We start from the raw sequence: 24,354 nt of genomic DNA, 5'->3' as shown, positions 1-24,354 counted from the left end.
GCCAGCCAGGTCGATCTCAGTTGAGCAACTTCTGAACTGCATCTCGAATCGCACGGAGGCCCTTCAGGGTCACCGTTGAGCCGCCTCCGGAGGGCGTGAGCCTGCTGTCGAAGAGGTCCGCACGGTAGGGAAGGTCCGCGGCGGTGACAATGCGCTGCGCGAGCTCGGGCATCGTGCCGTTGGCGTCTAGGCCGAGCCGAGTGCAGACACCTACGAGCAGGTCCTTGTATACCGAGGAGCCCACTCCGATCCCCGGGTTCGGTACACCAACGAGTTTGGCGATCGACGCAATCAGCTCTTCCTTGGCCACGAGACCAACGTAGGCGCGGAGACCTCGCGGTGTCCCGGGAAAGCTGGGATCTGGGTCGCCAGCCAACGGGACCGGTCTCCGCCGACGCCTCGCCGCAGCACCTGGAGGGCCTGCGGACCGTAAGAGTCCCCGGGAGTGGTGGGGTTTGAGGGAGCACGGCGGGCCTGCCTGACGTAGGCGGCCATCGGCGGGATCTTCGGTGTATACGGCCAAGCACGCACTGAAGAGGAGCCCCATCCGATGGCCTTGCCCCAGTCTGCCCTGTCCGAACTGCTCGAGGCGGGCACGCGGGAGCTGGTCGCATTCGCCGAGCGTCTGGGCGTCAACAGCGCGTGGCTGCAGAATCCCGGCACCCCGACGGAGCACTTCGACATCACCGAGCCGACCAGGCAGCGGGCGTTGGCGCTCGGCGCGGTGCCCCTCCGCTACGGGCGCGCGGTCGCGGCACTCACGATGGCGAAGCGCAGCAACCCGGAGGCGAAGCCCAGGACGACCGGCTAGTTCCCACGCGGGCAGCCCTCCCGGCGGGCCATCATGAGGTCGTGGACGAGGTGGTGGCCTGGCTTCTCGAGCAGGACGTCGCCGTCCGCTACCAGGCCAAGCGCGACGTGCTCGGTTGCGACGACCCGGTACTTCAGCGGCGGATCGGCGAGGAGGGCGAAGGCGCCGTGCTGCTCGCCGCACGCAACAGCGACGGCCACTGGGGACGCGGCTTCTACCAGCCGAAGTGGACCTCGAGCCACTACACGCTGCTCGAACTCAAGGACATGCGGCTGCGCCCGAACCACCCCGTCGCCCGCGAGACTGTCGAGTTCATCCTGCGCAGCGAGAAGGAGCAGGACGGAGGGCTGAACCCCGCGGAATCCGTGGCCCGGAGCGACGCCTGCGTCAACGGAATGGCGCTCGGCTACGGCAGCTGGTTCGGCGCTTCTGAGGAGCAACTGGTCAGCATCGTCGACTTCCTCCTCGACCAGCGCCTAACCGACGGTGGGTTCAACTGCCGAGCCAACCGGTCCGGTGCGCGCCACTCGTCGGTGCACGGCACGGTGTGCGTGATCGAGGGCGTGACCGAGTACGCCGCCGCCGGACACAGCCACCGCGTCGAGGAGCTGCTGGAGGCACGTGACACCTCGGCGGAGTTCCTGCTGCGCCACCGGCTCTATCGCAGCGAGCGGACCGGCGAGCTGATCCACCCAGAGTTCACTCGGCTGCATCACCCTGCGCGGTGGCACTACGACGTCCTGCGCGGCCTGGACGCGCTCGTCGCGGCCGGCGTGGCCGACGACCCGCGGATGGACGACGCCCTCGACCTGCTGGTACGCCGACGGCGGGCGGACGGCCGGTGGTCGGCGAACCGCGCCTACCCCGGCGAGACTCACCTGCCGCGCATCCCCGCGCACGCACCCCACCCCCTGGATCACCCTCATCGCCACCCGCGTGCTCTGCGCCTACGGCGACGCTCGATAGCGGTCACCTCGACGCCACCGCCGTGGCCCCCGTCATGGCAGACTTCGCGCCGTGAGGGTTGCACGCATGGGGGCGCTGGTGACGTGCGCGCTGCTCATGGTCGGGTGCACCAAGGAGGCCGAGCCGGCGCCGCAGCCGGTGGCGACGCCCGAGCCCGTCGTCACGCCGTACGACGCCACGCTGGAGCCGTCCGCCGCGGTGCTGTCGCTGGTGCCGGCCGAGGCCACCTCGCTGATCGTCACCGACTTCGACCAGCTGCGGCTGTTGCTCGGGCTGGGCTCGCTGACCGGTGAGGAGACCACGCCGGCGGAGCACGCTCGCTTCTGGCGGCTGCTGCCCCGGACGGCCGCGCTGTCCCAGGGGATGCTGCGGCCGGTGGACGACCAGCTGCGCCGGCGGTTCGGGTTCAGCCAGGACGACGTGGCGTGGGAGGCGACGTACTCGGGCCCGGAGGCCGGCTGGGTGCTGGCGCTCCACGACGACGTGCCGATGCAGGCGGTGCGGCGCGCGGTGCGGGCCGGCGTCGGGCCGCTCGACGGAGCGGTCGTCGACGTCGACCGCCACCTCGTGCTCTCCGCGGACGCGCCGGACGCCCAGCAGTCGTGGGGCGCGCTGCCCGAGGTGACCGGCCTGGTGGGCCGGGTCGCCGGGTCGACCTACGTGCAGCGCGGCTGCCTGGAGTTCGACACCGTCTTCGGTGCGGGCATGGAGGAGCGGCTGGCCGACGCGCCGGCAGCGGCGCTGCGGGCCCTGGACCCGCTCGACGCCTTCGCCGTCGCGCTCGGTGGCGAGCTGGTCACCGTGCAGCTCGGACCCGACCGCTCTGACGCGTTCGACCGGCTGCGGCTGGCCACCGTGATGCCCCGGACCGAGCCGGAGTTCGGGCTGGTGATGAGCCGCGGCGTGGCGGACCCGTCGACCGGCCGGCTCGGGTACACGCTGACCCGGCCGGCCGCGGCCGCCGAGCTCACGCTCGGGCGGCACCTGCCGTTCGCCGTCTGCCCCGGCTGACCGCCCGGCCCGGCCGACCGAGCCCGCGCGGGAGCCGGTTACTCGGCCGTCGTCCCGGACCGCCCCGCCAGCACGTCGAGGTAGTGCTGGTTGAACATCACGCCCAGCACGTTGCCGAACGGGTCCACGACCGACGCCGTGACGAAGCCGGGCCCGTGCTCCCGCACGCCCTGGTGCGGCGCGGCGCCCAGCTCGAGGAGCCGCGCGTGCGCCGCCTCCACGTCGTCGACCGCCCAGTAGGTGATCGCCCCGGCCGTGCCGGTGCCCGGCGGGGCGAACCGGCGGTCGATGAGGCCGAGCTCGTGCTGGTAGTCGCCGATCCGGAACTCCAAGTAGGCCGGGGAGCCGTCGACCTCGCGGACGAAGTAGGGCTCCACGCCGAGCAGCGCGGCGTACCACTCGCCGGCCGCGGCCAGGTCGTCGGCGTAGAAGTTGATGGTCGTCATTCCTCGCAGCATCGCGATCACTTCCTGTCTCGTACGGCGCCCGGCGGGCACATCGTGGTCCCACTCTCCGCCGTGAAGTGATCACCTCCTGAGCACTTTGTCTGGCAGTCTTGCGGCATGCGCGCAGACCGCCTGGTCGCCGGCCTCCTGTTGATGCAGCAGCGGGGCCGGATCACCGCTGCCGAGCTCGCGGCGGAGCTCGAGGTCTCGGTGCCGACCGCCCGGCGCGACCTCGAGGCGATGGCGGCTGCCGGCATCCCGGTCTATCCCCAGCCCGGGCGCGGCGGTGGCTGGCAGCTCGTGGGCGGCGCGCGGACCGACCTCAGCGGGCTCACCGCCACCGAGGCGGAGGCGCTCTTCCTCCTGGTCGGTCCCGCCGCGGCGGTGTCGGACGAGGCGAGGGCGGCGCTGCGCAAGCTGGTCGGGGCCCTGCCGTCGACGTTCCGCACGGCCGCGCAGACCGCGGCGGCCGCGGTGGTCATCGACCCGGCCCGCTGGGGGGAGCGGGGGACCGACCGGCCCACCCACGTGGCGGCCCTGCAGGCGGCCGTCGTCCGCCGGGAGCGGCTGCGGCTGATTTACGCCGGTCGCCGCCGCGAGCAGTCCGAGCGGCTGGTGGACCCGTGGGGGCTCGTGGAGAAGGGGGAGACCTGGTACCTCCTGGCCGGCACCGACCGGGGCCGCCGCACGTTCCGGGTCGACCGGGTCGTGGCCGTGGAGCCGACCGGCGAGGCGGCCGACCGGCCCGCGGACCTCGACCTGGCCGCGGCGTGGCGCGAGGTGGCCGGCGAGATCGAGGACCGGCGGGCCCGGACCTGGGCGGTGCTCACCCTGCCCGGGCGCTTCCTGCCGGTGCTGCAGGACCGGTTCGGCCGGCACTGCGTGACCGAGGAGTGGCTCGCCGACGGCCGGGTCCGGGCCCGGGTGGCGGCGCCGACGCCGCTCGACCTGGGCCGCGACCTCGCCGGCTGGGGCGGGCTGGTGGAGGTGCTGGGGCCACCGGAGGTGCGGGCGGTGCTGGCGCAGATCGGCGCCGAGCTCGTGGAGCGGTACGACGCCGGAGGATGACCGTTCGGCCGCGGAGCGGCGACGGCGTCAGTCGGCGGGGCTGCCGGCGAGGGCGTCGTACTGCGCCTGGTCGTGGGCGCAGAACACGGTCACCTCGCTCGACCGGGTGCGGGCGAGCTCCTGCAGCCGCTCGCGGTTGGCCAGCCGCCGCCCGTTGTCGACCGCGACCGCGGCCTGGAACACCCGCAGCGACCGCGGGCAGCGCGGCGGGTCCTCGAGCTCGCCGCCGCTGAAGAACGCGTCGCCGGCGTGGAGCAGCCAGTGACCGTCGGCGCGACGGACCGCGACACCGGTGTGGCCGCGGGTGTGGCCGGGCAGCGGGATCAGCACCACGTCGTCACCCAGGATCGTCACCGACGGGAACCCGAACCACTCCTCGGTGGTCTCGGCGTGCTCGACCCACCGCGGGCCGTGCGCCCACTGCGCGGAGACGTAGCGGGCCCGCTCGCGCAGCGGTGGCTTGCGCGCGGCCGCCAGCTCGGCGGCGTGCACGTGGACCCGGGCGCGGGGGAAGTCGGCCAGGCCGCCGGCGTGGTCGAGGTCGAGGTGGGTGAGCGCGATGTCGGTGACGTCGGCGGCGTCGTAGCCCAGCGCGCACAGCTGCGCGATCGCCGTCTCCGCCGGGTCGAAGGACGCCCGGGTCACCACGCCGAACGGCCGGCCCAGCCGGTGTGGCTCGGCGACGTCGTCGGTGCCGAACGCGGTGTCGACCAGGAGCAGGCCGCCGGGCCGCTCCACGAGGAGCACGTGGGCGACCAGGGCCGGGAACAGCGGCGGCCGCATGGTGGCGCAGTTGAGGTGATGGACCCGCACAGGGGCATCCTGCCTCACTCCGCCGGCTCGGGCACCGGTCAAGGCACCGGGTCGGACACCGCCTCGAGGCCGTGCAGCCGCTGGACGGTCGGCGAGGTGGGCACCGTGCTGGGGTCGGGGGCGGTGCCGAACAGCCGGTCGGCCGTGCCGGCGGTGGTGACGGTGAACCAGTAGTGCTCGCTCTTGTAGTGGTGGAGCCGGTGGTTGCGCCACACCTTGCGGTACCACCCCGAGCGCGGCCGGTAGTCGCTGTGGAGCAGGTAGTGCGTCCACTCGTAGCCGGACTTGATCACGTAGACCGACAGCAGCAGGGTGAACATCGCCGTGGTCGTCGGGGTCACCAGCCAGGCGAGCCCGGCCCACGCGGGCGCCAGCCAGAGCTGGGCCTGCCAGGGGATGAAGACCAGCGGGATCGCGCGCGGGTCCGCGTGGTGGGCGCGGTGCTTGCGGGCCAGGAGCGGGTCGATGGTCAGGCCGGCCACCCGCCGCGGGCGCCAGTGCAGGATGAAGACGTGGACCAGCCACTCCACCAGCGGCAGCACCGCGACCAGCCCGACCGGGATCGCCAGCTCCCACCAGGACCCGCGGCCGGCGAGGACCCGGCCGGTGGCAGCCGTGACGACGACGGTGGACAGCAGCCACGGACTGGGGTGGCGCCAGAACTCGCGGAACACCGCGCCCAGCGTCTGGTTGGTACGACGCCCGCCGGCCCGCTCGCCGACGATCAGCCGTGCCTCGTCGGCCTGCAGCTGGCGGGCGGCGAGGTCGTCGACGGACGGTCTCGGGGCGGTCGCCTCGCGGTCGGCCCGGCCGGCCCGTTCGGTCCGGTCGGTCGTGCGGGACGTGTCGGGGTGGCTCATCGGGAGACCTCTGCGTCGATGGGGTCGGTGGGGTCGAGGGCGTCCAGGGCGGTGATCAGCGCCTGGGTGGCGGGCGTGAGGACGCGCTCCGCCGCCGCGCGGGCGGTGGCGGGGTCGCCGGCCTTGATGGCCGCAGCGAGGAGGCGGTAGGGCTCCACCTGGCCCACCTCGTCGGCCAGCACGGCCGCCAGCGCCGGCACGGCGGGCTCGTAGGCCGCGCGCAGGCTGTTGAACATCAGCCGGAACACGATGGAGTCGGCGGCGTCGACGACCAGGTCCCAGTAGGCGAGGGTGAGCTCCTGCCAGGCGACCACGTCGTCGGTGGCCTCGAGGCGGCCGATCACCTCCGCCAGCCGGTCGGCGAGGGCGGGTCCGCCCCGCTCCGCGGCGAGGGCGGCCACGCCGGGCCCGACCTGGGCCCGGGCCTCGACGATGCTGCGGGCCACCGAGGCGTCGAGCCGGCCGTCGCGGACCAGCAGCCGCTGCAGGAGGTCGAGCCCGCCGTGCCGGCGGAAGTCGCGGACCGTGGTGGCCCCGCCGTGCCGCACCTCGACGAGCCCGGTCTGGGCGATGCGCTGCAGCGCCTCACGAACCGCGGGGCGGGAGATGCCGAGCACCTCCGCGAGGCGCCGCTCGCTCGGCAGCGGCTCACCCACGGCGAGCTCGCCGTCGACGACGTCGGCGAGGACCTGGTCGAAGACCTGGTCGGACACGGAGCGGCGGGTCACCGGGCGAAGGGCCATGATGCCGACCGTAGGACCGAACCGGTCCGGTGGTCAAGTGGTAAGACCACTCGTCTTCGTATCCGTGCGCCTCCCGGCGGCGGCCTCCGCGCGGGGCGAACGTAGGCTGCCGGGGTGGTCCGGCCGGCGAACCTGCGCCCGTGGAGCCCCCGCCTGTGGGGCGCCCACCTGCTGGGCCTCGCCTGCGTCGCGGTCGCGACCGGCATGGGCCTGTGGCAGCACGACGCCTGGCAGGAGCGCCGCGCCGCCGAGCAGGTCGACCTGACCGAGGCCGACCCGGTGCCGATCACAGCCGTGCTCGGCCCCGACGACCCCTTCCCCGGCGGCGACGTGGGACGCCCGGTCGAGCTGGCCGGCACCTGGCTGCCCGAGGGCACCGTGCTCGTGGAGGGCCGCGAGGACGCGCGCGGCCGGCCCGGCCACTGGGTGGTCACCCCGGTCACCGTCGGCGAGCCCGACGACCCGGCGGTCGCCGTGGTCCGCGGCTGGGTGCCGGCGGACACCACGCCCGAGGAGCTGCCGGCGCCTCCGGAGGAGCCGGTGGAGCTGGTGGGCTGGCTGCAGCCGCCGGAGGGCACCGGCGTCGGCGACGACGACCCGACCGACGACGTGCTGCCCCAGCTGCGGATCGCCGACCTGGTCCAGCGCGTCGACCAGGACATGTACGGCGCCTACGTGGTCGCCCGGGAGCCGTCGGCCGCCGACGCGGAGGCCGGCGTCGCCGCGGCCACCCTCGACCAGCTGCCGCCGGCCGGCCGGTTCACCGCGCTGCGCAACCTGCTCTACGCGATCGAGTGGTGGCTGTTCGCCGCCTTCGCCGCGTTCATCTGGTGGCGCTACGTGCGCGACGCCACAGCGCCACCCGAGGCCGCGGAGCCCGACGGCCAGGAGCGGCCGGAGGACGCCGTACGCTCGGAGCCGTGAACAGGCTCTTCACCGTCTACCGCGTCCTGGCGCTCGTGGTCGGCGTGCTCCTCGTGGTCGGCACCATCGGCTCGATCCTGAAGTACCTCCTCGAGGACGGCAGCACCCTCCAGCAGCTCGGTGACGATCTCACCCCGGTCTGGCTGATCCACGGCTGGATCTACATGGTCTACGTCGTGGTCGCCTTCGTGCTCACCCAGAAGGCGCGCTGGACGCTGCCGCAGTTCCTGCTGATGCTGGTCGCCGGCCTGGTGCCGGGCCTGATCTTCTGGGTCGAGCGCCGCGTCGCCGACCAGCTCCGCGCGGAGCACCCCGAGCTCGCCCGGAGCTGACCCGGGCCGATCCCGGCGCGACTACGGGCCTCAGGGTCGCGGCTGGTCGCCCTGCCCGCCCAGGTCGCCCGGCGAGGCGTCGTCGTCCACGGAGAGCGCCTCCGGGTGCTGGGCCTCGGGCCGGTCGTCGATGGCGAGGGCCTGGGGGCCGACCGCGTCGGGCATGACCGGCTCGTCCGGGAGCTCGGGCATCTCCGGCATCCCGGCGGGCGAGGGCGCGTTGTCGACCAGCTGCTCCCCACCGCCTGCCCCGTCGCCAGCCCCGTCGCCTGCACCGGCCGCGGAGCCGACGCCCGCGTCGGCCGACTGCCAGGTCGACCCCGAGCCCGGCTGCCCGGACTGCATCTTCCGCGCCACCGCGGCCACGACCGCGCCGAGGGCGCTGATCAGCACCAGCCTCTTGAGCTTCTTCATCCCGAGCACTCCTTCGCCGACGAGTCGCGGTCCGCTGCGGACCTCTCCCCATCCCACCACGCACGGACAAGGCCCCGCCACAGCCCCCGTAGGATCGAGGAGTTCCTGGACCCACCACGCAGAATGAGGCGTTCACCCATGGCAGAGCCGCAGGCCGTCCTGAAGACGAACAAGGGCGACATCACCGTCAACCTGTTCCCCAACCACGCTCCGGAGACGGTCGCGAACTTCACCGGCCTGGCGACCGGCGAGAAGGACTACGACGCCGGCAACGGCAAGAGCGGCCCGTTCTACGACGGCCTCACCTTCCACCGCGTCATCCCCGGCTTCATGATCCAGGGCGGCTGCCCGCTCGGCACCGGCACCGGCGGCCCGGGCTACACCTTCAAGGACGAGCCGCACCCCGAGCTCACCTTCGACAAGCCCTACCTGCTGGCCATGGCCAACGCCGGCCCGGGCACCAACGGCTCGCAGTTCTTCATCACCGTGGGTGCGACCACCTGGCTGAACTTCAAGCACACGATCTTCGGCGAGGTCGCCGACCAGGCCGGCCGCGACGTGGTCGACGCCATCGCCGCCGTACCCACCGGCCGGATGGACCGCCCGGAGGAGCCGATCGTGATCGAGTCCGTCGAGGTCAAGGGCTGACTCCCCTGCCGGTGATCCGCCCGTGAGCGAGACCCCGGTCGGGGTGCCGACCTGCTACCGGCACCCCGGCCGCGAGACCTACATCCGCTGCCAGCGCTGCGACCGCCCGATCTGCCCGGACTGCATGCAGGAGGCGTCGGTCGGCTTCCAGTGCCCCGACTGCGTCGCCGAGGGGCGCCGCACGGTGCGCCAGGCCAAGGGCGCGTACGGCGGCAGGCCCTCGGCCAATCCCGGCGCGACCTCGCTGGTGCTGATCGTGGTCAACGCGGCGATCTGGATCGCGATCACCATCGCGGGCGGCTCGGGATCGCGGCTGGTCGAGCTGCTCGCGCTGCGTGCCCGCGGCCTGTGCCGCGCCGGTGACGGCTACTACCTCACCAGCGAGCAGGTGTGCGCCGCCGACGACGCCGCGCGCTGGGTGTACGGCGTCAGCGACGGGGCCTACTGGCAGCTGCTGACCAGCATGTTCACCCACGTCCAGCCACTGCACCTCGGCTTCAACATGCTGGCGATCTGGGTCCTCGGCCCGCAGCTGGAGTCGATCCTCGGTCGGGTGCGCTACCTGGCCCTGTACCTCCTGTCGGGACTGACCGCCTCGGTGGCGGTGTACTGGCTCTCGGCGGAGTACTCCAGCACGGTCGGTGCCTCGGGGTCGGTGTTCGGCCTGCTGGGCGCGCTGCTCGTGGTCGGGCTGAAGCGCGGCGACTACGTGCAGGGGCTGTTGCTGTGGCTGGGCATCAACGTGGTGATCACCTTCGCGGTCCCCAACGTCTCCTGGCAGGGCCACCTCGGCGGGCTCGCCGGCGGTGCCCTGATCGCGGCGATCCTGGTCTTCGCCCCGAGGGAGCGGCGTACGACGCTGCAGGTCGCCGGGCTCGCCGTGCTCGCCGTGCTGCTGGTCGCCGCGACCGTGGCACGGACCCTGGTGCTCGGGGGCTCCTAGCGGATCTCCCCAGAGTTCTCCACCGATGTGGAGGAACTACACGCGTGTAGTTTTCCCCCGCTGTGCACAACTCTGTGGAAAACGCCGAGCGCCCGCCGACCGGGTCGACGGGCGCTCGCCTGTGAGCGGATGGAGACCGTGCGGGCCGGTCACTCCCACCGGGTTGCGAAGGCGAACCCGACGGCCATGAACGCGATGCCCACGAAGAGGTTCTTCTGGCCGAGGTCGTTGAAGATCGGGATGTCCTTGGGGTCGTTGCCGGTCAGGAAGATGTAGAACACGCAGATCCAGAGCAGGCCGAGCAGGAAGCAGCCGAGCATGCCGACCACGACACCGCGACCGCGGCCCAGCGGCGTCGACGGGTGCGCTGAGATGGTCAGGCCGAGGAACAGCGCGATGAACCCGATCAGGTAGTTCTTGCCCTCGAGGTCCTGCAGGAACGCCGGCCCGCCGGGCTTGTTGGGCTCGCCGTCGGCGTTGAGGCTGCCCCAGCCGTCGGTGGGCCGGACGCCGAAGTAGTAGTAGACGATCAGCGCGATGCCGCCGAGGATCAGCAGCAGCGCCAGCGCGAACCGCACGCTCATCACCGGGCCACGGTCGGGATCGGCGAAGGCCGACGCGGTCGGGTCGGCTTTGCGCTTCGACAGGCGGGGCAGCTTGGCCACGGATCGCTCCTCGTTCACGACGTGCGTCCCGGTCGCGCGCGATGCCGCGAGAGTTCGGCATCGCCTCGACCGGTAGGGGACACTGGTCAGTATGACGGGTGCGCACTCCGGCGGGCCGACCGGCCGCCGTACCAGTCGATCCCTGGCCTGGCGGATCGGCACGCCCGTCGTCGGCCTGCTCAGCGGGGCGCTGTTCGCCGTGTCGGCCACCAACAGCGACGGCAACGACCTCCGCCCCGGTCGCTACACCGACCTCGCCGGCCTGGTCGCCGGTGAGCGCGAGGACTACCAGCAGCTCGAGGACCGCCTCAACACCCTCTCCACGCAGGTGGACCGGCTCGGCGGCGACGTCGACGACGGGCGTGTGGACAAGGCCCGGGGCCAGGTCGCCGAGCTGCGCGCCCCGGCCGGCCTGGTGCCGCGGTCGGGGCCCGGGTTGTCGATCACCCTGTCCGACTCGCCCGACGAGGTCCTCGACGAGGCGATCGACCGCAACCGCGAGCTCGACCCGGAGGACCGGATCGACCTCAACCGCTACGTCGTGCACCAGCAGGACCTCCAGGCCGTCGTCAACGCCCTGTGGCGCGGCGGCGCGAGCGCGGTGACCATCGCCGGCCAGCGGATCGTCTCCACCACCGGCATCAAGTGCGAGGGCAACGCCGTACAGCTGCAGGGCGTGCCGTATCCCCAGCCCTACGTGATCGAGGCGGTCGGCGACCCGGGACAGCTCTACACCGAGGTGCAGGCCGACCCGCTGGTCGCCGGCTACCGCGCCGACGCCCAGAACTCCGAGATCGCTATCGGCTGGTCGGTCGAGCTCGAGGACCTGGTCGAGGCGCCGGCGTACGACGGCGTGGTCGACGTGCAGTACGCGCGCCCGCTGGGCTGATCCGCGGCGCCGGCAGCGCCGCCGCGCCGGGCCGCTGGGCCGCGTCGCCGCCGTTGCCGTTGCCGGGCGTCGGCAGCGGGTCCAGCGGGTCGTTGGGGTCGGTGCCGTCCTCGACCTCGGCGCCGTCCTCGATCCCGTCGCCGTCGCTGTCGGGGTTGTCGGGGTCGGTGCCCTCGTCGGCCTCCTGCTCGTCGGTCAGCCCGTCGCCGTCGGTGTCGACCGGCTCCGGCGGCTCCTCGTAGACGGAGACGAAGATGACGACGTCGCTGTCCTGGGCGCGCCGCTCGCCGGCCGCGGGCACCTGCTCGGTGACGCTGCCCTTGGGCTGGCTGTCGTCGTCGGCGGCGGCCTCGCGGACCACCGGGTTGAACCCGGCCTCCTCGATCAGGCGGACCGCGGCGCTCCGCTTGCGGCCGACCACGTCCGGCACCGCCTCCTGCCCGTCGGAGATGCAGATCTCCACGGTCGCGTCCTTGTCGACCGACGTCCCGGCGGTCGGCTCCTGCTCGACGACCGTGCCCTCGGGCTCGTCGGTGTCGCACTCGGTCTCGGTGATGTTGCGGGGCAGGATGCCGGCGTCGCGGAGCTCGCGGACGGCGGCCCGGCGCAGCTTGTTGGTCACGTCGGGCAGGGCGAACTCACCGGGCCCGAGCGAGACGACCAGGTTCACGTTGGTGTCCGGCGGGACGTACTCACCACCGGTCGGGTCCTGCTCCATCACCAGGCCCGCGGCGATCTGGTCGTCGTTGCGCACGCTGACCGTGCCGATCCCGAGCCCGGCGTCGCTGATCGCGTCGCGCGCGTCCTCCTCCGACATCCGGAACACGTCCGGCACGCGCACCTCCGGCGGCGTGGTGTCGAAGAGCTTGGGCCACACCAGGTAGGCGGTCGCGATCAGCGCGAGCACCAGCAGCCCGAGCACCACCCACAGGCCGACCCGGTTGCGCGGGTCGTCGTCGCGGGCCGCCGGGACCGCGGGACGCACCGCGGTCTCGGAGTCGGCGGCGGCGGTCGGGGCGGGGGCGGCCGCCACCGTGGGCGTCTCCGCACTCGGCGGCACGACCGCCTGGACCGGCCGGCCGGCGAGGTAGCGCTCGATGTCGGCGCGCATCTGCCCGGCCGACTGGTAGCGGTCCTCGACCCGCTTGGCGAGCGCCTTCATCACGATCGCGTCGATCTCGGGCGTGAGGTCGGCGTCGTGGCGGGACGGGGGCACCGCCGGCTCGCGAACGTGCTGGTAGGCCACGGCGACGGGGGAGTCGCCGACGAACGGGGGCCGCCCGGTCAGCAGCTCGTAGAGCAGGCAGCCGGCGGAGTAGACGTCGCTGCGCGAGTCGACCGTCTCCCCGCGGGCCTGCTCCGGCGAGAGGTACTGGGCGGTGCCGACCACGGCGGCGGTCTGGGTCATCGAGGACTGGGCGTCGCTCATCGCCCGGGCGATGCCGAAGTCCATCACCTTGACGTCGCCCGAGGGGGTGAGCATCACGTTGCCCGGCTTGATGTCGCGGTGGATGATCCCGGCGCGGTGGCTGTAGTCGAGCGCCGACAGCACGCCGCTGGTGATCTCCAGCGCGCGCTCCGGCAGGATCTTGCGCCCCTCGCGGAGGATGTCGCGCAGCGTGCGGCCGGCGACGTGCTCCATCACGATGTAGGGGACCACCTCGCTGGTGCCGTCGGGGTGGGTGGTGCGCTCCTCACCGGTGTCGTAGACGGCGACGATCGCGGGATGGTTCAGCGACGCCGACGACTGGGCCTCGCGCCGGAACCGCGCCTGGAAGGTCGGGTCGCTGGCCAGGTCGGTGCGCAGCCGCTTCACCGCGACCACCCGGCCGAGCCGGGTGTCGGTGCCCTTGCGGACCTCCGCCATCCCGCCGCGCCCGAGCAGCTCGGCGAGCTCGTAGCGGCCACCGACCATCGGCCGTCCCGACGAGGGCGGGTCGGTCGGAGGAGTCGTCATCCGTCGTCTCCTTCCCCGTCGTCGGGGGACGTCGGCAGGTCGGTGGGCAGGGTCGGATCCGTCGGACCCGTCGGCTCGGTGGGTTCGGTCTCCGGCGGCGGCGGGGCCGATCCCCAGTAGTAGACGGTGATCCGGTCGCCCTCCTCGAGGGCACCGGACGGCTCCACCCGGCTGACCCGGTCGGGCTGCTGCGAGCCGTCGTTGGACTCGGACTGGAGGGTGACGCGCAGGCCGAGCGCCGACAGGTCGTCCTCCACCTCGCGGTAGTCGCGGCCGACGTAGTCGCTGGCATCGACCTGGACCGAGGTGTCCTCGGTCGTGGCCGACGTCGTGGGCTCCGTCGGCGACGACGACTCCTCCGTCACCGTCTCCGCTGGGGTGGTGGCGGTGTCGTCGGCGACCGGGTCATCGTCGTCGTTGCCCAGCAGCAGCGCGGCCACGACGATGGCCGCCACCACCAGCAGGATCACCACCAGCGCGGCCAGCCACGGCTTCCTGCGCCGCTGCTCGGGGTCCTCCGTGCCGGCGTACGCCGCCGGGGTGGTCAGCCGCTCCATCGGGGCCGGCGGCGGCACCCGCTCGGCGGCCGGGACCGCGGACGTCACCGGCGGCAGCACCTGGGTGGCGCCCTCGGCCGGTGTCGTCGGCAGGCCGGCGGCGGCGCCGTCGGGCTCGCGGAGCGCGGTGGCGAAGGCCGAGCCGTCGTCGTACCGCTGGGCGGGGTCCTTGGCCAGGGCGCGGGTCACCACCGCCGCGAGGTCGGCCGGGACGCTCTCCGGCAGCGTCGGCACCGGCTCCTGGAGGTGCGCCAACGCGGTCGCGACGGGCGTCTCCTTCTCGAAGGGCCGGCGCCCGGTGAGGCACTCGAAGGCCACGACGCCCAGCGAGTAGACGTCGGAGGCTGGCGTCGACGGGTTGCCGCGCGCCTGCTCGGGGCTGAGGTACTGCGGCGTGCCCATCACCGACCCGGTGCGGGTCAGCGCGACCGCGTCGGCGGCGCGGGCGATGCCGAAGTCGGTGATCTTGATCCTGCGGTCGGGGGTCACCAGCAGGTTGGCGGGCTTGACGTCGCGGTGCACGATGCCGGCCCGGTGCGCCGCGCCGAGCGCGTCGGAGGCCTGGGCCATCAGGTCCTGCACCACCGCCGCGTCGAGCGTGCGGCCGCTCGCGCGGGCGTCGGCGAGCAGGGCCGAGAGCGGCTGCCCGTCGACCAGCTCCATCACCAGGTACGGCGGCGCGGACGCCGAGGACTCGCCGGCGCCGTAGTCGTAGATCCCGGCGATCCCGGGGTGGTGCAGCGCGGCGGCACTGCGCGCCTCGCCCTCGAACCGGGTGCGGAAGGTCGGGTCGTCGGCGTACTCGGTCTTGAGCACCTTCACCGCCACGGGGCGGTTGAGGCGGGTGTCGGTGGCACGCCACACCACCCCCATCCCGCCGGTGGCGATCATGGAGTCGAGCCGGTAGCGGCCGGCCGGGTCGGCGTACTCAGTCACTTCGCAAGCACCGCTTCCATCACTGCCTTCGCGATCGGGCCGCCGAGCTGGCCACCCGAGATGTTCTTGCCCGGCGCCTCCTGGATCATCACCGCGACGGCGACCTCGGCGTCCTCCGCCGGCGCGAAGGAGACGAACCAGCCGTACGGCGCCTTCCCCTCGATGCCGCGCTGGGCGGTGCCGGTCTTGCCGGCGACGCTGACCCCGGGGATGGCCGCGGGCGAGGCCGTGCCCTGGTCGACGGTGTCCACGAGCAGATCCTTGAGCTGGTCGGCGGTCTGCGGCGACACGGCCTCGCGCACCTCCTCGGGCTCGTTGGTCTCCAGCACGTCGAACTCGGCGGTCTGGAGCTCCTGCACGATGTAGGGCTTCATCAGCGTGCCGCGGTTGGCGATCGCCGCCATCACCATCGCCATCTGCAGCGGTGTGGCCTGCACGTCGAACTGGCCGAAGCCCGACCGGGCGGTCTCCGCGTCGTTGAGCTCGCGGGGCTCCTGCTCCTCGCCGTCGATCTCGTCGACCACCTCCTCGGGGAAGACCGAGCGCGCCTCCGGGGCCAGGTCGTCGAGGTAGGTGCTGTTGAAGCCGAAGTCCTCGGCCTGCTCCCGCAGCTCCTTCGGACCCACCTCGACCGCCATCTTGGCGAACGCGGTGTTGCAGGACTGGCCCATCGCGACCGAGAACGGCACCTGGGCCGGGCTGCAGCCGGTGCGTCCCTCGTTGTCGATGACGTTGTGGGAGCCGGTCGTGCCGGGCGCCTGCCAGGTCGCGCCGGAGGGCACCTGGTCGCCGTAGCTGTAGGTGCCGTTCTCGATCGCCGCGGCCGCGGTGACGATCTTGAACGTCGAGCCCGGGAAGAGCCGGGTCTGGATGGCGCGGTTGAGCAGCGGCTGGTGGGGGTTGCTCTCCAGCCGTTCGTAGGTCTCGTGCCGCACCTCGCGGTCGTGACTGGCCAGCAGGTTCGGGTCGTACGACGGGATCGAGACCATGGCGAGGATCCGGCCGGTCTTGGGCTGGATGGCGACCACGGCGCCCTCGCCCTCCGGGCCGACCGTGTCGCGCAGCGCCCGGAACGCCGCGCGCTGCGCGCCGGGGTGCAGCGTGGTGACCACGTTGCCGCCCTTGTTGGTGTCGCCGCGCAGCATGTCGACGAGGCGGTCGACGAACAGCCGCGGGTCCTCGCCGGAGAGGATCTCGTTCTGGCTGCGCTCGAGCCCGGTCTGCGCGCCCAGCTGCAGGTAGCCGGTGGTGTGCGCGTAGAGCAGCGGGAGGGGGTAGGTGCGCAGGTACTTGAACCGGTTGTCGACCGGCTCGCTGCGCGCGATCGGCTCGTCGCCGACCAGGATCAGCCCGCGCTCGCGGCTGAACGCCGCGGCCGCCACCCGGGCGTTCTTCGGGTCGGTGTTGAGCTCCTCCGCCCGCCAGAACTGCACGTAGGTCACGTTGGCCATCAGCGCCAGGAACAGGAACATGCAGAAGATCGAGACGGCTCGGATCGGCTTGTTCATCGGGGGATCACCACTGTAGGTCGAGGACGTCGCGCGGCAGCGGCCGCCGGGCGACCGGCCGGCAGAGCAGGCATCACCTGTCCACCTCCTCGCGCGGGAGGACCTTCACGATCTGGGTCTGCGCCTCGTCGGGGTCCTCCTCGGACGGCGTCAGGTCGGGCAGCGGCCGCCGGGCCTGGTCGGAGATCCGCAGCAGGATCGCGATGATCACCCAGTTGGCGACCAGCGACGACCCGCCGTAGGACAGGAACGGCGTGGTGAGGCCGGTGAGCGGGATCAGCCGGGTCACCCCGCCGATGACGACGAAGATCTGCAGCGCGAAGATCGCGGCCAGGCCGGTCGCGACGAGCTTGCCGAACCCGTCGCGGGAGATCAGTGCCGCGCGGAGACCGCGCTCGACAACGAGCCCGTAGAGCAGCAGCACCGCCATCACCGCGGTCAGGCCGAGCTCCTCGCCGATCGCGGCGAGGATGAAGTCGGACTCGGCGTAGGGCACCCGCTCGGGCATCCCCTCGCCGAAGCCGCGGCCGATCATGCCGCCCCACGCCAGGCCGTAGAGCGCCTGCACCAGCTGGTAGCCGCTGCCGTCGGGGTCGGCGAACGGGTCGAGCCAGATCTCGACCCGCTGCTGGACGTGGCCGAAGAGCCGGTAGGCGACCGCAGCGCCGCCGAAGAACAGCAGCCCGCCGACCACCAGCCAGCCGGGTCGCTCCGTGGCGACGTACAGCATGACCAGGAAGAGGCCGAAGAACAGCAGGCTGGAGCCGAGGTCGCGCTGGAGGATCAGGATCCCGAGGCTGACTACCCACATCATCAGGATCGGGCCGAGGTCGCGGCCGCGCGGCAGGTCGAGGAAGAGCACCCGGCGACCGGCGAGCGCGAGCGCGTCGCGGTGCACGACGAGGTAGCCGGCGAAGGTGATGACGAGGAGCACCTTGGCGATCTCGCCGGGCTGGAAGCTGAACGGGCCGAGCGAGATCCAGATCCGGGCGCCGTTGATCTCCTGCCCGATGACGGGAAGCATCGGCAGGATCAGCAGCACGATCGCGGCCAGGCCCGAGGTGTAGGTGAACCGGGCGAGCAGCCGGTGGTCGGGGAGCAGCACCAGCGTGCCGATGAACAGGGCGAGCCCGAGCGTCATCCAGGTGAGCTGCTGGCTGGCGAGGCCCGTGTCCTTGGCGAGGTCGAGGCGGTGGATGATCGCCAGGCCGAGCCCGTTGAGCGCCGCCACCACCGGCAGCAGCACCGGGTCGGCGTACGGCGCCACGATCCGCACCGCCACGTGCGCGGCGACGACGAGGACGGTGAGCCAGCCGCCGTAGCCGATCAGGTTGGTCGGCACCTCGCCCTCGACGCCCAGCCCCACGGCGGCGTACGCGCCGATCCCGACCACCAGGGCCAGGATCAGCAGGAAGAGCTCCGCGCCCCGCCGGCGGCGGTGCACGAAGCCCATCAGGGCGGAGTTGGAGGCCATGTCAGCGCGCGGTCACGGGTTGGCGTCGGGGTCGAAGGGCTGGGCCGGGTCGGTGGGGTCGGCGGGGTCGGTGGGCGCCGTCGGGCCCTCGGAGCTCGAGGAGCCGCCGAGGTCGCCGGCCGTGCCGCCCGGGGCGGCGTCCTCCGAGGGCTCCGGCTCGCCGAGGCCCTCGTCGTCGGCCCCGGTGCGGACCTCGTCGCCGAGCTGCTGCACGGTGTCGGCGGCGTCCTGGAAGTCGTCGGCGGGGATGCCGTCGCGGACGCTGTCCTGCTTGACCTCAGGGAGGTCCTCCACCGACAGCTCGGTGGTCCGGTAGACGCTGGACAGGCCCGGCACCTGCACGCCGCGGTAGATCGCGACCTTCCCGTCGTCGTCGCCGACGTAGTACTGCTGCTGGGTCCACCAGTAGGCGGCGCCGAGCACGATCCACAGCAGTCCGAGCAGCACGGCGAGCCCGAGCAGCCGGCGCGCCCAGGTGAACCGCCGCGGCGGCTGGGGGGCGTAGCGCGCGGCCTCCGGGTCGAGCGGGGGGTCGGCGCGGATGGCGTAGTCGATGCCCTCGGGGATCTCGGCGGTGACCGGCTCCAGCTCGCCGGTGTCGCCGGAGCGGTGTCCGCGGAACAGGGCCCGCGGGGCGCGGCGCTGGCGGAGGTCGGCGGCGGCGCCGACGACCTGGGGCTCCGGGGCGAGGTCGGAGCCCTCGGCCACTACCTCCTCGGCGCTCACCACGTCGGCCACCACGCACGTGACGTTGTCGGAGCTGCCGGCCTCGAGGCTCGCGCGGACCAGCTCGATCGCGGCGAACTCGGGGGAGCCGCCGGCGAGGATGCCGGCGATCCGGGCGTCGTCGAGCACGCCGCAGGCGCCGTCGCTGCACAGGAACAGGCGGTCGCCGGCCACCAGCTCGAGCGCGAACAGGTCGGGCTCGACCTCGTGCAGCCCGTCGAGCGCCTTGAGGATGAGGTTGCGGTGGGGGTGGACCCGGGCCTCCTCCTCGGTGATCCGGCCCTCGTCGATCAGGCTCTGCACGAAGGTGTGGTCGTTGGTGAGCTGAGAGAGCTCGCCGTCGCGGTAGAGGTAGCCGCGGGAGTCGCCGACGTGGCCCACCGCCAGCCGGCCTCCGTCGAAGAGGGCCACCGTCGCGGTGGTGCTGGTGCCGTTGAGGGAGGGGTCGTGGTCGACCTGCGACCCGATCGAGACGTGCGCCTCGTGCAGCCCGTCGTTGAGCCGCGCCATCAGGTCCACGGACCCGGGGGGCTCGTCCAGCTGCCGCAGCTCGGCGACCGCGGTGGCGGACGCGATGTCGCCGCGGGCGGCCCCGCCGACCCCGTCGCAGACGGCGAGCAGCCAGGGCCCGGCGTACCCGGAGTCCTGGTTGTCCTTGCGGACCCGGCCGACGTCGGAGACCGCGTGGTAGCGCAGCCGCAGCCGCGCGCCCCGCTGCACCGGCACGTCGACGGTGTCGGCGCCCGGGTCGGCGGGGGTCGGTGGCGGGTTCTCCACCGTCTCGACGGCCGTCGCGTCGAGCGGGGCCGGCTCGCCGGGAGGGGCGCCCGCCGGGTCGGGGTCCCGGGAGGCGGTGGAGGCAGGGTCGGTCATCTACTTCCTCAGCTCCAGGATGGTCTTTCCGATGCGCACCTGGGAGCCGAGCCCGACCAGCGCGGGCTCGGTGATCCGCTGGTTGCCGAGGTAGGTCCCGTTGGTGGAGCCGAGGTCCTCGACGTACCACTGGCTGCCGGAGGCGACGATCCGCGCGTGCCGGGTCGACACGTAGTCGTCGTCGAGCCGGATCGCGGCATCGTTGCCGCGGCCGATCAGGATCGGCGCGTTGGCGAGGTCGGCGGTGACGCCGGTGTTCACGCCCTGGACGACGGCGACCTGGGTGGGCTGGCCGCGCCGCGGCGAGGCGGCCTTCGGCGCCCGCGGCTGCTTGGCCGGCGCCGGGGCCGACGGCACCCGCGCGCCGAACATGTCCGAGCGGATGACCGAGATCGCGGAGAGCACGAAGATCCAGAGGATCGCCAGGTAGGCGATCCGGACCAGGAACAGGGTCAGCTCAGACATCGGCCGCCTCCTCGAGCAGGCGCAGGACGAGCGAGGTGTGGCCGACCTGCACGCGGGAGCCGTCGCGCAGCGCGGCGCGGGCCACCTTCTGCCCGTCGACGCGGATGCCGTTGGTGGAGCCCATGTCGTGCACCTCCACCTGGACCGGACCGTCGCCGGGCGCGCGGCCGGGCGTCCGCTCGGTGGTGATCAGGAACTCCGCGTGCCGGCGGCTGACGCCGGGGTCGTGGATCCGGATGTCGGCCTCGCTCCCGCGCCCCACCACCAGGCCCGGGGGCTGGAGCGGGTGCTGGGTGCCATTGACCTCCAGGACGGCGCGCGTGCGCTGGCCGCCGCGGGCCCGGCTGTGCCCGGTCACCGCGGCCTCCGCCTTGCTCCGGACGCGGAACCGGCCGGTGCTGAGGTCGTCGGCCGCCTCGAAGGCGATCCGGACCGGACCCGGGAAGACATAGCTCTGCAGGTCGGCGTGGTCCTGCAGCTGCTCGCCGAGCTCGGACTCCAGCGTCGAGTCGTACGGCGCCAGCCGCTCGAGGTCGCCCGCCGACAGCTCGACGACGAAGCTGTTGGGCACCAGCCGGCGCTGCCGCGACAGCACCTGAGCCTTGTTGTCCAGCTCGCGCTGAAGCGCCGCGGCGATCTCCACCGGCTGCACGGCACTGCGGAACGTGCGGGCGAAGACCCCCGAGATCGCCTGCTCCAGCTTCTGCTCGAAGCGTTGCAGTCCTCCCACGGGTCGGCCTCCTCTCCGCTGTGCTGCTGGGGTGTCGACACAGGGCAGCCACGCCGGGGCAGCGCCGCCCACCCGGACCCACCGGGCGTGTCGATCGTATCGGTGGGACCCACCGGCGCCGGGGACCCCGTGGGTCGGGCGCCGGTTTGGGCGCGAGCCACGGCCTGGGATAGCCTTGCCGGGCTTCACGCGCGAGTGGCGGAATAGGCAGACGCGCACGGTTCAGGTCCGTGTGCCCGAGAGGGCGTGGGGGTTCAACTCCCCCCTCGCGCACGTGAGATGGGGCCCCGGATCCTCGGATCCGGGGCTTCCTCCATTTAGGAGTCGCCCGTCGGGTGTGTCCGCGATATGCGGTTGTCGCCGATGCCGCGGCGCGGTCCTCCTATTGTCGGTCGGGGTGCTCGTCTCAGTCACCTAAGTCGCGGCCGAGCGCGCGGGCGATCAATCCGCGGCAACTTTCTGGAACGAATCGCGAACTTTCGACTGCCGTGCACCCCTGGGGTGCACGGGGCGGGTCGCGGCCTCCGGGTGGTCAATGCCTCGTCGGGCCTGTCGATCGCCCCGGACAGACCGTTGCCGGTGGGAGCGGGCATGACGGCCTTGGTCAGGCCGGCGAGCGCCTCCAGTCCTGATAGCGGGCCGCAGGACTCGCTGCGAAGTTACGCGGTGCTACCGCGGGTAAAACTCCCGGTCGGTCGAACCCGGGCTGAAACAATGCCGGGTACGCACTGGAGAGGGTCAGGTCGGATGAGCAACGCGCAGCCCGTAGTGGTTCGCCTGCTCGATCCTGCCGAGGACAAGTTGCTCGCCAAGGTGTTCAACCTTGCGGAGCGGCACAAGCGGTGGCTCGGAATGCTCCCGCCGCCGGCCTACGTCGAGTATGTGGCGAAGCGCTTGATCCTGGTCGCCCTCCGAGGCGAAGACCTTCTCGGCTACATGATTTTCAGGCTCCCCAAGACCCGGGTGACGCTCGTCCAGCTGTGCGTCGACCCGGCTCATCGCCGCCAGGGGATCGCCAAACTGCTAGTCGACGAGCTGAGCAGGCTCCACGCGGACCGAGAAGGCATCGCCTTGCGGTGTCGCCGAGACTGGCCGGCCACCAACGCGTGGCCACGATTGGGATTCGAGGTCCGGTCGAACGCGCCGGGCCGGAGCAGGGAGGGTCACCTGCTCACCGCATGGTGGCGAGACCACGGGCACGACGACCTCTTCTCCTCGCTAGACGCCGAGTCTGCCCGGGTGACTGTCGCGATGGACACAAACGTCTTCCGAGACCTGCACGAGGAGGGCAGAGGAGAGCGCGCAGAGCAGTCCCGGGCGCTCACCGCGGACTGGCTCGCCGACGACATCGAGCTCGTCCTCACCCCCGGCAACCTACTCGAGTTCAACGCGATCGACGACGCCGCCCTGCGCCAACGGCTACTAGGCACGGCGCACGCGTCGTACCACATCATCGGACGCCCACCCGCAGATGGCCCGGACCCGGCAGTCGAACTCACCGCACAGATCGTCGAAGGCTTGCCGGCAGACGACCTCACCCGTGACGCGTCCCTGCGCAATGACGCAGAGCTCGTCGCACAGGCGGCCGCTGGCGGGGCCGAAGCGTTCGTGACACGCGACGAGAATGTCGTCCGCTTGCTGGCCGCTGCCGCAGCACCGTTCACCGACCTGTGGATCTCAACGCCGGCCGACCTGATCGTCCACCTCGACGAGATCCGTGACGCGGCCAGCTACTCACCGGTGCGGCTGCGGGACACCGGGTTCACGGTTGCCGAAGGCGATGCCCGGATCGACGACGAACTGCGGCCGCTGCTCAACCACGGAGCCAACGAACGCCGCACCCAGTTCAAGGTAGTACTGCGTTCTGCCGCACAGGAAGCTGGCCGGTCCGGTTCCCGACGCGTCGTCCGGGGCCCGGACGGCTCGGTCGCGGCCGCGGTCTTCTTCGCCATTGTCGGAGATGAGTTGGCAGTTTCCTTCTTCCGCGTGGTCAGCTCCCCGCTCGCCCGGACGCTGGCGAACCAGCTCATCCACCTCCTCCGGCAAGAAGCTGTCTTGGCGGGCGCCGACCGGATTGTGGTCCACGACCGATACCTGAGCCCCGCGGTGTCGCGCGCACTACCCGAATGTGGATTCCAGCAGTGCGGTGATGACTGGGTCGCCGCCGTGATCACTGGTGTGCTGCCCTGGACAGAAGTCGCTGCGCGTCTCGGGACGGTGCCGGCCGAAGACGGCTCGGTGCCCGCCGCACGGGTGCTTGTCGGGTTGGAAAGGTCGCACTGGCCGCTGAAGGTACGTGACGCCGGGCTGAAGTGCTTCCTGGTCCCGATCCGTCCTGCCCCTGCCGACGCACTGCTGGGACGTGATGCTGGGCTGTGGGACAGCGATCCGGTTCTCGGGCTGTCCCGTCAGCACGTGTACTACCGGGCGCCCTCGCCTCCAGTCCTGGAAGCACCCGGACGGGTCCTTTGGTACGTCAGCGGTGAGAGGCGAGTCGTCGCATCCTCGCGACTGGACCAGGTGGTTGTCGCCGACCCGGCCACGCTACACGGTCGGTTCCGGCACCTGGGCGTACTCGGTGTCGCGCAGATCGAGAAGCAGGCCAAGCGCGGGAAGGCGATGGCCGTCAGGTTCGGGGACACGGAGTCCTTCACGCGCCCGGTGTCCCTGGGTCGCCTGCGTGCGATTAATCATCGGATGGAACCGCTACCTTCACCACGAGAAATCGATGAGGAAGACTTCTTCCGTGTCTACGAGGAGGGCGCACCGGGATGAGGAGCCCTCGCCGCCCGGCCGGCAATGACCACAATGCCGGTGGCTCTGACGATGAACGCTTCGGTCTGCTGCTGTCGATCCAACCCCGGTTCGCTAAGGCGATCCTCGACGGAACGAAGACGGTGGAACTGCGTCGCAAACCACCGCGCGACCAACCGGACTTCGTCATCATCTATGGGTCCGGAGCGGCTAAGGCCGTCCTTGGGGTGGCTCAGCTCAAGGAAGTCCACACCTCGACGCCGGACGATATTTGGAAGAAGTTCGGGGGTACCTCCGGGGTCACCCGAGCCGAGTTCAACGAGTACTTCAAAGGAAGCGAGACCGCTTCGGCGCTTGAACTGACACATCCGCGCCGCAGCGGTGAGGAGGTCTCACTGAGCCGCTTGCGGGAATTCGGACTGGAGCCGCCGCAGTCGTGGCGGTACGTCGAACGTCAGATCGCCGGACAGCTGCTCGACGCACTCGGACTGTCTTCGACTGAGCGCCGACTACCTAGGCGCAGGTCGATGTCGTGGTCCCTGAACGTCCCCATCGCATTCCGAGATCTGGGGCTCGGCGAAGCAACTACGAAACGGAGTCGGCCGTTGCTGCGTCTGGCCGACACCGTCCGCTGCCTCAGTCTGGGCGGAGTCGGAGCGGGCGAGGCCGGCATGCGCGGCCGGCGACGCTCGGCTCCTCGTCCAGATCTCGACTGAACGGCGACGCCGGCATGCAGGTCCTAACGCTTGTTGAGATCCGGAGGAACCTCGAGGCCTGATGCCTCCAGCCAGGTCCGCCAAGACTCGATGCCGTCCCACGCCACTTCGACGACCTCGCGGTC

Annotated in this window: 25 protein-coding genes and 1 tRNA gene; 11 read left to right on the top strand and 15 right to left on the bottom strand. The window is 72.2% G+C overall.

Annotation, left to right across the window (positions count from 1 at the left end; all coding sequences use genetic code 11):
* Window positions 1–16: 16 nt before the first annotated feature.
* Window positions 17–310, bottom strand: coding sequence for a hypothetical protein (locus tag ACPOLA_RS06970; protein ID WP_435769686.1), 294 nt, complete (start codon window positions 308–310; stop codon window positions 17–19).
* Window positions 311–550: 240 nt separating this feature from the next.
* Here ACPOLA_RS06970 and ACPOLA_RS06965 point away from each other — a divergent pair, with 240 nt between their 5' ends.
* On the top strand, window positions 551–811 hold the full coding sequence (locus ACPOLA_RS06965; protein ID WP_435769685.1) for a DUF4031 domain-containing protein: 261 nt from the start codon (window positions 551–553) through the stop codon (window positions 809–811).
* Here the strand turns inward: ACPOLA_RS06965 and ACPOLA_RS06960 are convergent.
* On the bottom strand, window positions 808–1,011 hold the full coding sequence (locus ACPOLA_RS06960; protein WP_435769684.1) for a hypothetical protein: 204 nt from the start codon (window positions 1,009–1,011) through the stop codon (window positions 808–810). The genes ACPOLA_RS06965 and ACPOLA_RS06960 overlap by 4 nt on opposite strands.
* An 817-nt stretch (window positions 1,012–1,828) precedes the next feature.
* Between ACPOLA_RS06960 and ACPOLA_RS06955 the strand changes: the two genes are divergently transcribed.
* Window positions 1,829–2,788: a hypothetical protein gene (locus ACPOLA_RS06955; RefSeq protein WP_435769683.1), complete on the top strand. Its 960-nt coding sequence runs from the start codon at window positions 1,829–1,831 to the stop codon at window positions 2,786–2,788.
* A 38-nt stretch (window positions 2,789–2,826) separates the two neighbouring features.
* Here ACPOLA_RS06955 and ACPOLA_RS06950 read toward each other — a convergent pair whose 3' ends face one another.
* On the bottom strand, window positions 2,827–3,234 hold the full coding sequence (locus ACPOLA_RS06950; protein ID WP_435769682.1) for a VOC family protein: 408 nt from the start codon (window positions 3,232–3,234) through the stop codon (window positions 2,827–2,829).
* A 117-nt stretch (window positions 3,235–3,351) separates the two neighbouring features.
* On the opposite strand from ACPOLA_RS06950, the gene ACPOLA_RS06945 reads away from it, so the two are divergent.
* Window positions 3,352–4,302, top strand: a complete 951-nt coding sequence (locus ACPOLA_RS06945) for a helix-turn-helix transcriptional regulator (RefSeq protein WP_435769681.1) — start codon at window positions 3,352–3,354, stop codon at window positions 4,300–4,302.
* Window positions 4,303–4,329: 27 nt separating this feature from the next.
* On the opposite strand, the gene ACPOLA_RS06940 is transcribed toward ACPOLA_RS06945, so the two are convergent.
* The 3 genes from ACPOLA_RS06940 to ACPOLA_RS06930 are packed head-to-tail and all read right to left on the bottom strand — an operon-like array spanning window position 4,330 to window position 6,718.
* Window positions 4,330–5,115 carry an MBL fold metallo-hydrolase gene (locus ACPOLA_RS06940; protein WP_435769680.1) on the bottom strand — a complete coding sequence of 262 codons (786 nt, stop codon included), beginning with the start codon at window positions 5,113–5,115 and terminating at the stop codon, window positions 4,330–4,332.
* A gap of 38 nt (window positions 5,116–5,153) precedes the next feature.
* A complete protein-coding gene (locus tag ACPOLA_RS06935) occupies window positions 5,154–5,975 on the bottom strand; it encodes a sterol desaturase family protein (protein WP_435769679.1) in 822 nt (273 codons plus the stop codon).
* Window positions 5,972–6,718 (bottom strand): FadR/GntR family transcriptional regulator, encoded by a 747-nt coding sequence (locus tag ACPOLA_RS06930; RefSeq protein ID WP_435769678.1) that lies wholly within the window; start codon window positions 6,716–6,718, stop codon window positions 5,972–5,974. Before ACPOLA_RS06930 ends, ACPOLA_RS06935 begins: the two co-directional genes overlap by 4 nt.
* Before the next feature lie 114 nt (window positions 6,719–6,832).
* Between ACPOLA_RS06930 and ACPOLA_RS06925 the strand changes: the two genes are divergently transcribed.
* Both ACPOLA_RS06925 and ACPOLA_RS06920 read left to right on the top strand, forming a co-directional pair.
* Window positions 6,833–7,642: an SURF1 family protein gene (locus ACPOLA_RS06925; RefSeq protein ID WP_435769677.1), complete on the top strand. Its 810-nt coding sequence runs from the start codon at window positions 6,833–6,835 to the stop codon at window positions 7,640–7,642.
* Window positions 7,639–7,974 carry a DUF3817 domain-containing protein gene (locus ACPOLA_RS06920; RefSeq protein WP_435769676.1) on the top strand — a complete coding sequence of 112 codons (336 nt, stop codon included), beginning with the start codon at window positions 7,639–7,641 and terminating at the stop codon, window positions 7,972–7,974. The genes ACPOLA_RS06925 and ACPOLA_RS06920 overlap by 4 nt, the downstream gene beginning before the upstream one ends.
* Before the next feature lie 30 nt (window positions 7,975–8,004).
* Here ACPOLA_RS06920 and ACPOLA_RS06915 read toward each other — a convergent pair whose 3' ends face one another.
* Window positions 8,005–8,388, bottom strand: a complete 384-nt coding sequence (locus tag ACPOLA_RS06915; protein ID WP_435769675.1) for a hypothetical protein — start codon at window positions 8,386–8,388, stop codon at window positions 8,005–8,007.
* Between the two features lie 138 nt (window positions 8,389–8,526).
* Here ACPOLA_RS06915 and ACPOLA_RS06910 point away from each other — a divergent pair, with 138 nt between their 5' ends.
* Both ACPOLA_RS06910 and ACPOLA_RS06905 read left to right on the top strand, forming a co-directional pair.
* On the top strand, window positions 8,527–9,036 hold the full coding sequence (locus tag ACPOLA_RS06910) for a peptidylprolyl isomerase (protein WP_435769674.1): 510 nt from the start codon (window positions 8,527–8,529) through the stop codon (window positions 9,034–9,036).
* Window positions 9,037–9,058: 22 nt separating this feature from the next.
* Window positions 9,059–9,979: a rhomboid family intramembrane serine protease gene (locus tag ACPOLA_RS06905; RefSeq protein ID WP_435769673.1), complete on the top strand. Its 921-nt coding sequence runs from the start codon at window positions 9,059–9,061 to the stop codon at window positions 9,977–9,979.
* A gap of 149 nt (window positions 9,980–10,128) precedes the next feature.
* Here the strand turns inward: ACPOLA_RS06905 and ACPOLA_RS06900 are convergent, their stop codons facing one another.
* Window positions 10,129–10,644, bottom strand: coding sequence for a cell division protein CrgA (locus ACPOLA_RS06900; RefSeq protein WP_435769672.1), 516 nt, complete (start codon window positions 10,642–10,644; stop codon window positions 10,129–10,131).
* Between the two features lie 91 nt (window positions 10,645–10,735).
* On the opposite strand from ACPOLA_RS06900, the gene ACPOLA_RS06895 reads away from it, so the two are divergent.
* The gene (locus ACPOLA_RS06895; RefSeq protein WP_435769671.1) at window positions 10,736–11,533 is read left to right on the top strand and encodes a DUF881 domain-containing protein; all 798 of its coding nucleotides are present in this window, start codon (window positions 10,736–10,738) and stop codon (window positions 11,531–11,533) included.
* On the opposite strand, the gene pknB is transcribed toward ACPOLA_RS06895, so the two are convergent.
* The 7 genes from pknB to ACPOLA_RS06860 all read right to left on the bottom strand — a co-directional run bounded on the left by pknB (window position 11,442) and on the right by ACPOLA_RS06860 (window position 20,759).
* Window positions 11,442–13,490, bottom strand: a complete 2,049-nt coding sequence (pknB, locus tag ACPOLA_RS06890; protein ID WP_435769670.1) for a Stk1 family PASTA domain-containing Ser/Thr kinase — start codon at window positions 13,488–13,490, stop codon at window positions 11,442–11,444. The two genes, ACPOLA_RS06895 and pknB, sit on opposite strands and share 92 nt — an antisense overlap.
* Entirely contained in the window at window positions 13,487–14,983 is a 1,497-nt protein-coding gene (locus tag ACPOLA_RS06885) for a protein kinase domain-containing protein (RefSeq protein ID WP_435769669.1), read from the bottom strand. The genes pknB and ACPOLA_RS06885 overlap by 4 nt, the downstream gene beginning before the upstream one ends.
* Window positions 14,980–16,491, bottom strand: coding sequence for a peptidoglycan D,D-transpeptidase FtsI family protein (locus ACPOLA_RS06880; protein ID WP_435769668.1), 1,512 nt, complete (start codon window positions 16,489–16,491; stop codon window positions 14,980–14,982). The genes ACPOLA_RS06885 and ACPOLA_RS06880 overlap by 4 nt, the downstream gene beginning before the upstream one ends.
* Before the next feature lie 73 nt (window positions 16,492–16,564).
* Complete coding sequence (locus tag ACPOLA_RS06875; protein WP_435769667.1) at window positions 16,565–17,965, bottom strand: FtsW/RodA/SpoVE family cell cycle protein; 1,401 nt, start codon at window positions 17,963–17,965, stop codon at window positions 16,565–16,567.
* Between the two features lie 12 nt (window positions 17,966–17,977).
* The gene (locus ACPOLA_RS06870; protein ID WP_435769666.1) at window positions 17,978–19,564 is read right to left on the bottom strand and encodes a PP2C family protein-serine/threonine phosphatase; all 1,587 of its coding nucleotides are present in this window, start codon (window positions 19,562–19,564) and stop codon (window positions 17,978–17,980) included.
* On the bottom strand, window positions 19,565–20,029 hold the full coding sequence (locus tag ACPOLA_RS06865) for an FHA domain-containing protein FhaB/FipA (RefSeq protein ID WP_435769665.1): 465 nt from the start codon (window positions 20,027–20,029) through the stop codon (window positions 19,565–19,567). It abuts the gene before it with no gap.
* Window positions 20,022–20,759 (bottom strand): FHA domain-containing protein, encoded by a 738-nt coding sequence (locus ACPOLA_RS06860; RefSeq protein WP_435769664.1) that lies wholly within the window; start codon window positions 20,757–20,759, stop codon window positions 20,022–20,024. The genes ACPOLA_RS06865 and ACPOLA_RS06860 overlap by 8 nt, the downstream gene beginning before the upstream one ends.
* Before the next feature lie 189 nt (window positions 20,760–20,948).
* On the opposite strand from ACPOLA_RS06860, the gene ACPOLA_RS06855 reads away from it, so the two are divergent.
* The 3 genes from ACPOLA_RS06855 (at window position 20,949) to ACPOLA_RS06845 (ending at window position 24,229) form a co-directional block, all read left to right on the top strand.
* A tRNA-Leu gene (locus ACPOLA_RS06855) sits at window positions 20,949–21,032 on the top strand.
* 474 nt (window positions 21,033–21,506) lie between these two features.
* A complete protein-coding gene (locus ACPOLA_RS06850) occupies window positions 21,507–23,534 on the top strand; it encodes a GNAT family N-acetyltransferase (protein WP_435769663.1) in 2,028 nt (675 codons plus the stop codon).
* On the top strand, window positions 23,531–24,229 hold the full coding sequence (locus ACPOLA_RS06845; RefSeq protein WP_435769662.1) for an ASCH domain-containing protein: 699 nt from the start codon (window positions 23,531–23,533) through the stop codon (window positions 24,227–24,229). The genes ACPOLA_RS06850 and ACPOLA_RS06845 overlap by 4 nt, the downstream gene beginning before the upstream one ends.
* Window positions 24,230–24,354: the final 125 nt, after the last annotated feature.

It is taken from the genome of Nocardioides proteolyticus (genome assembly GCF_051280635.3).
GTDB lineage: Bacteria > Actinomycetota > Actinomycetes > Propionibacteriales > Nocardioidaceae > Nocardioides.
Note: the sequence above shows the minus strand (reverse complement) of the source record. Positions and strands in the feature narration are given on the sequence as shown.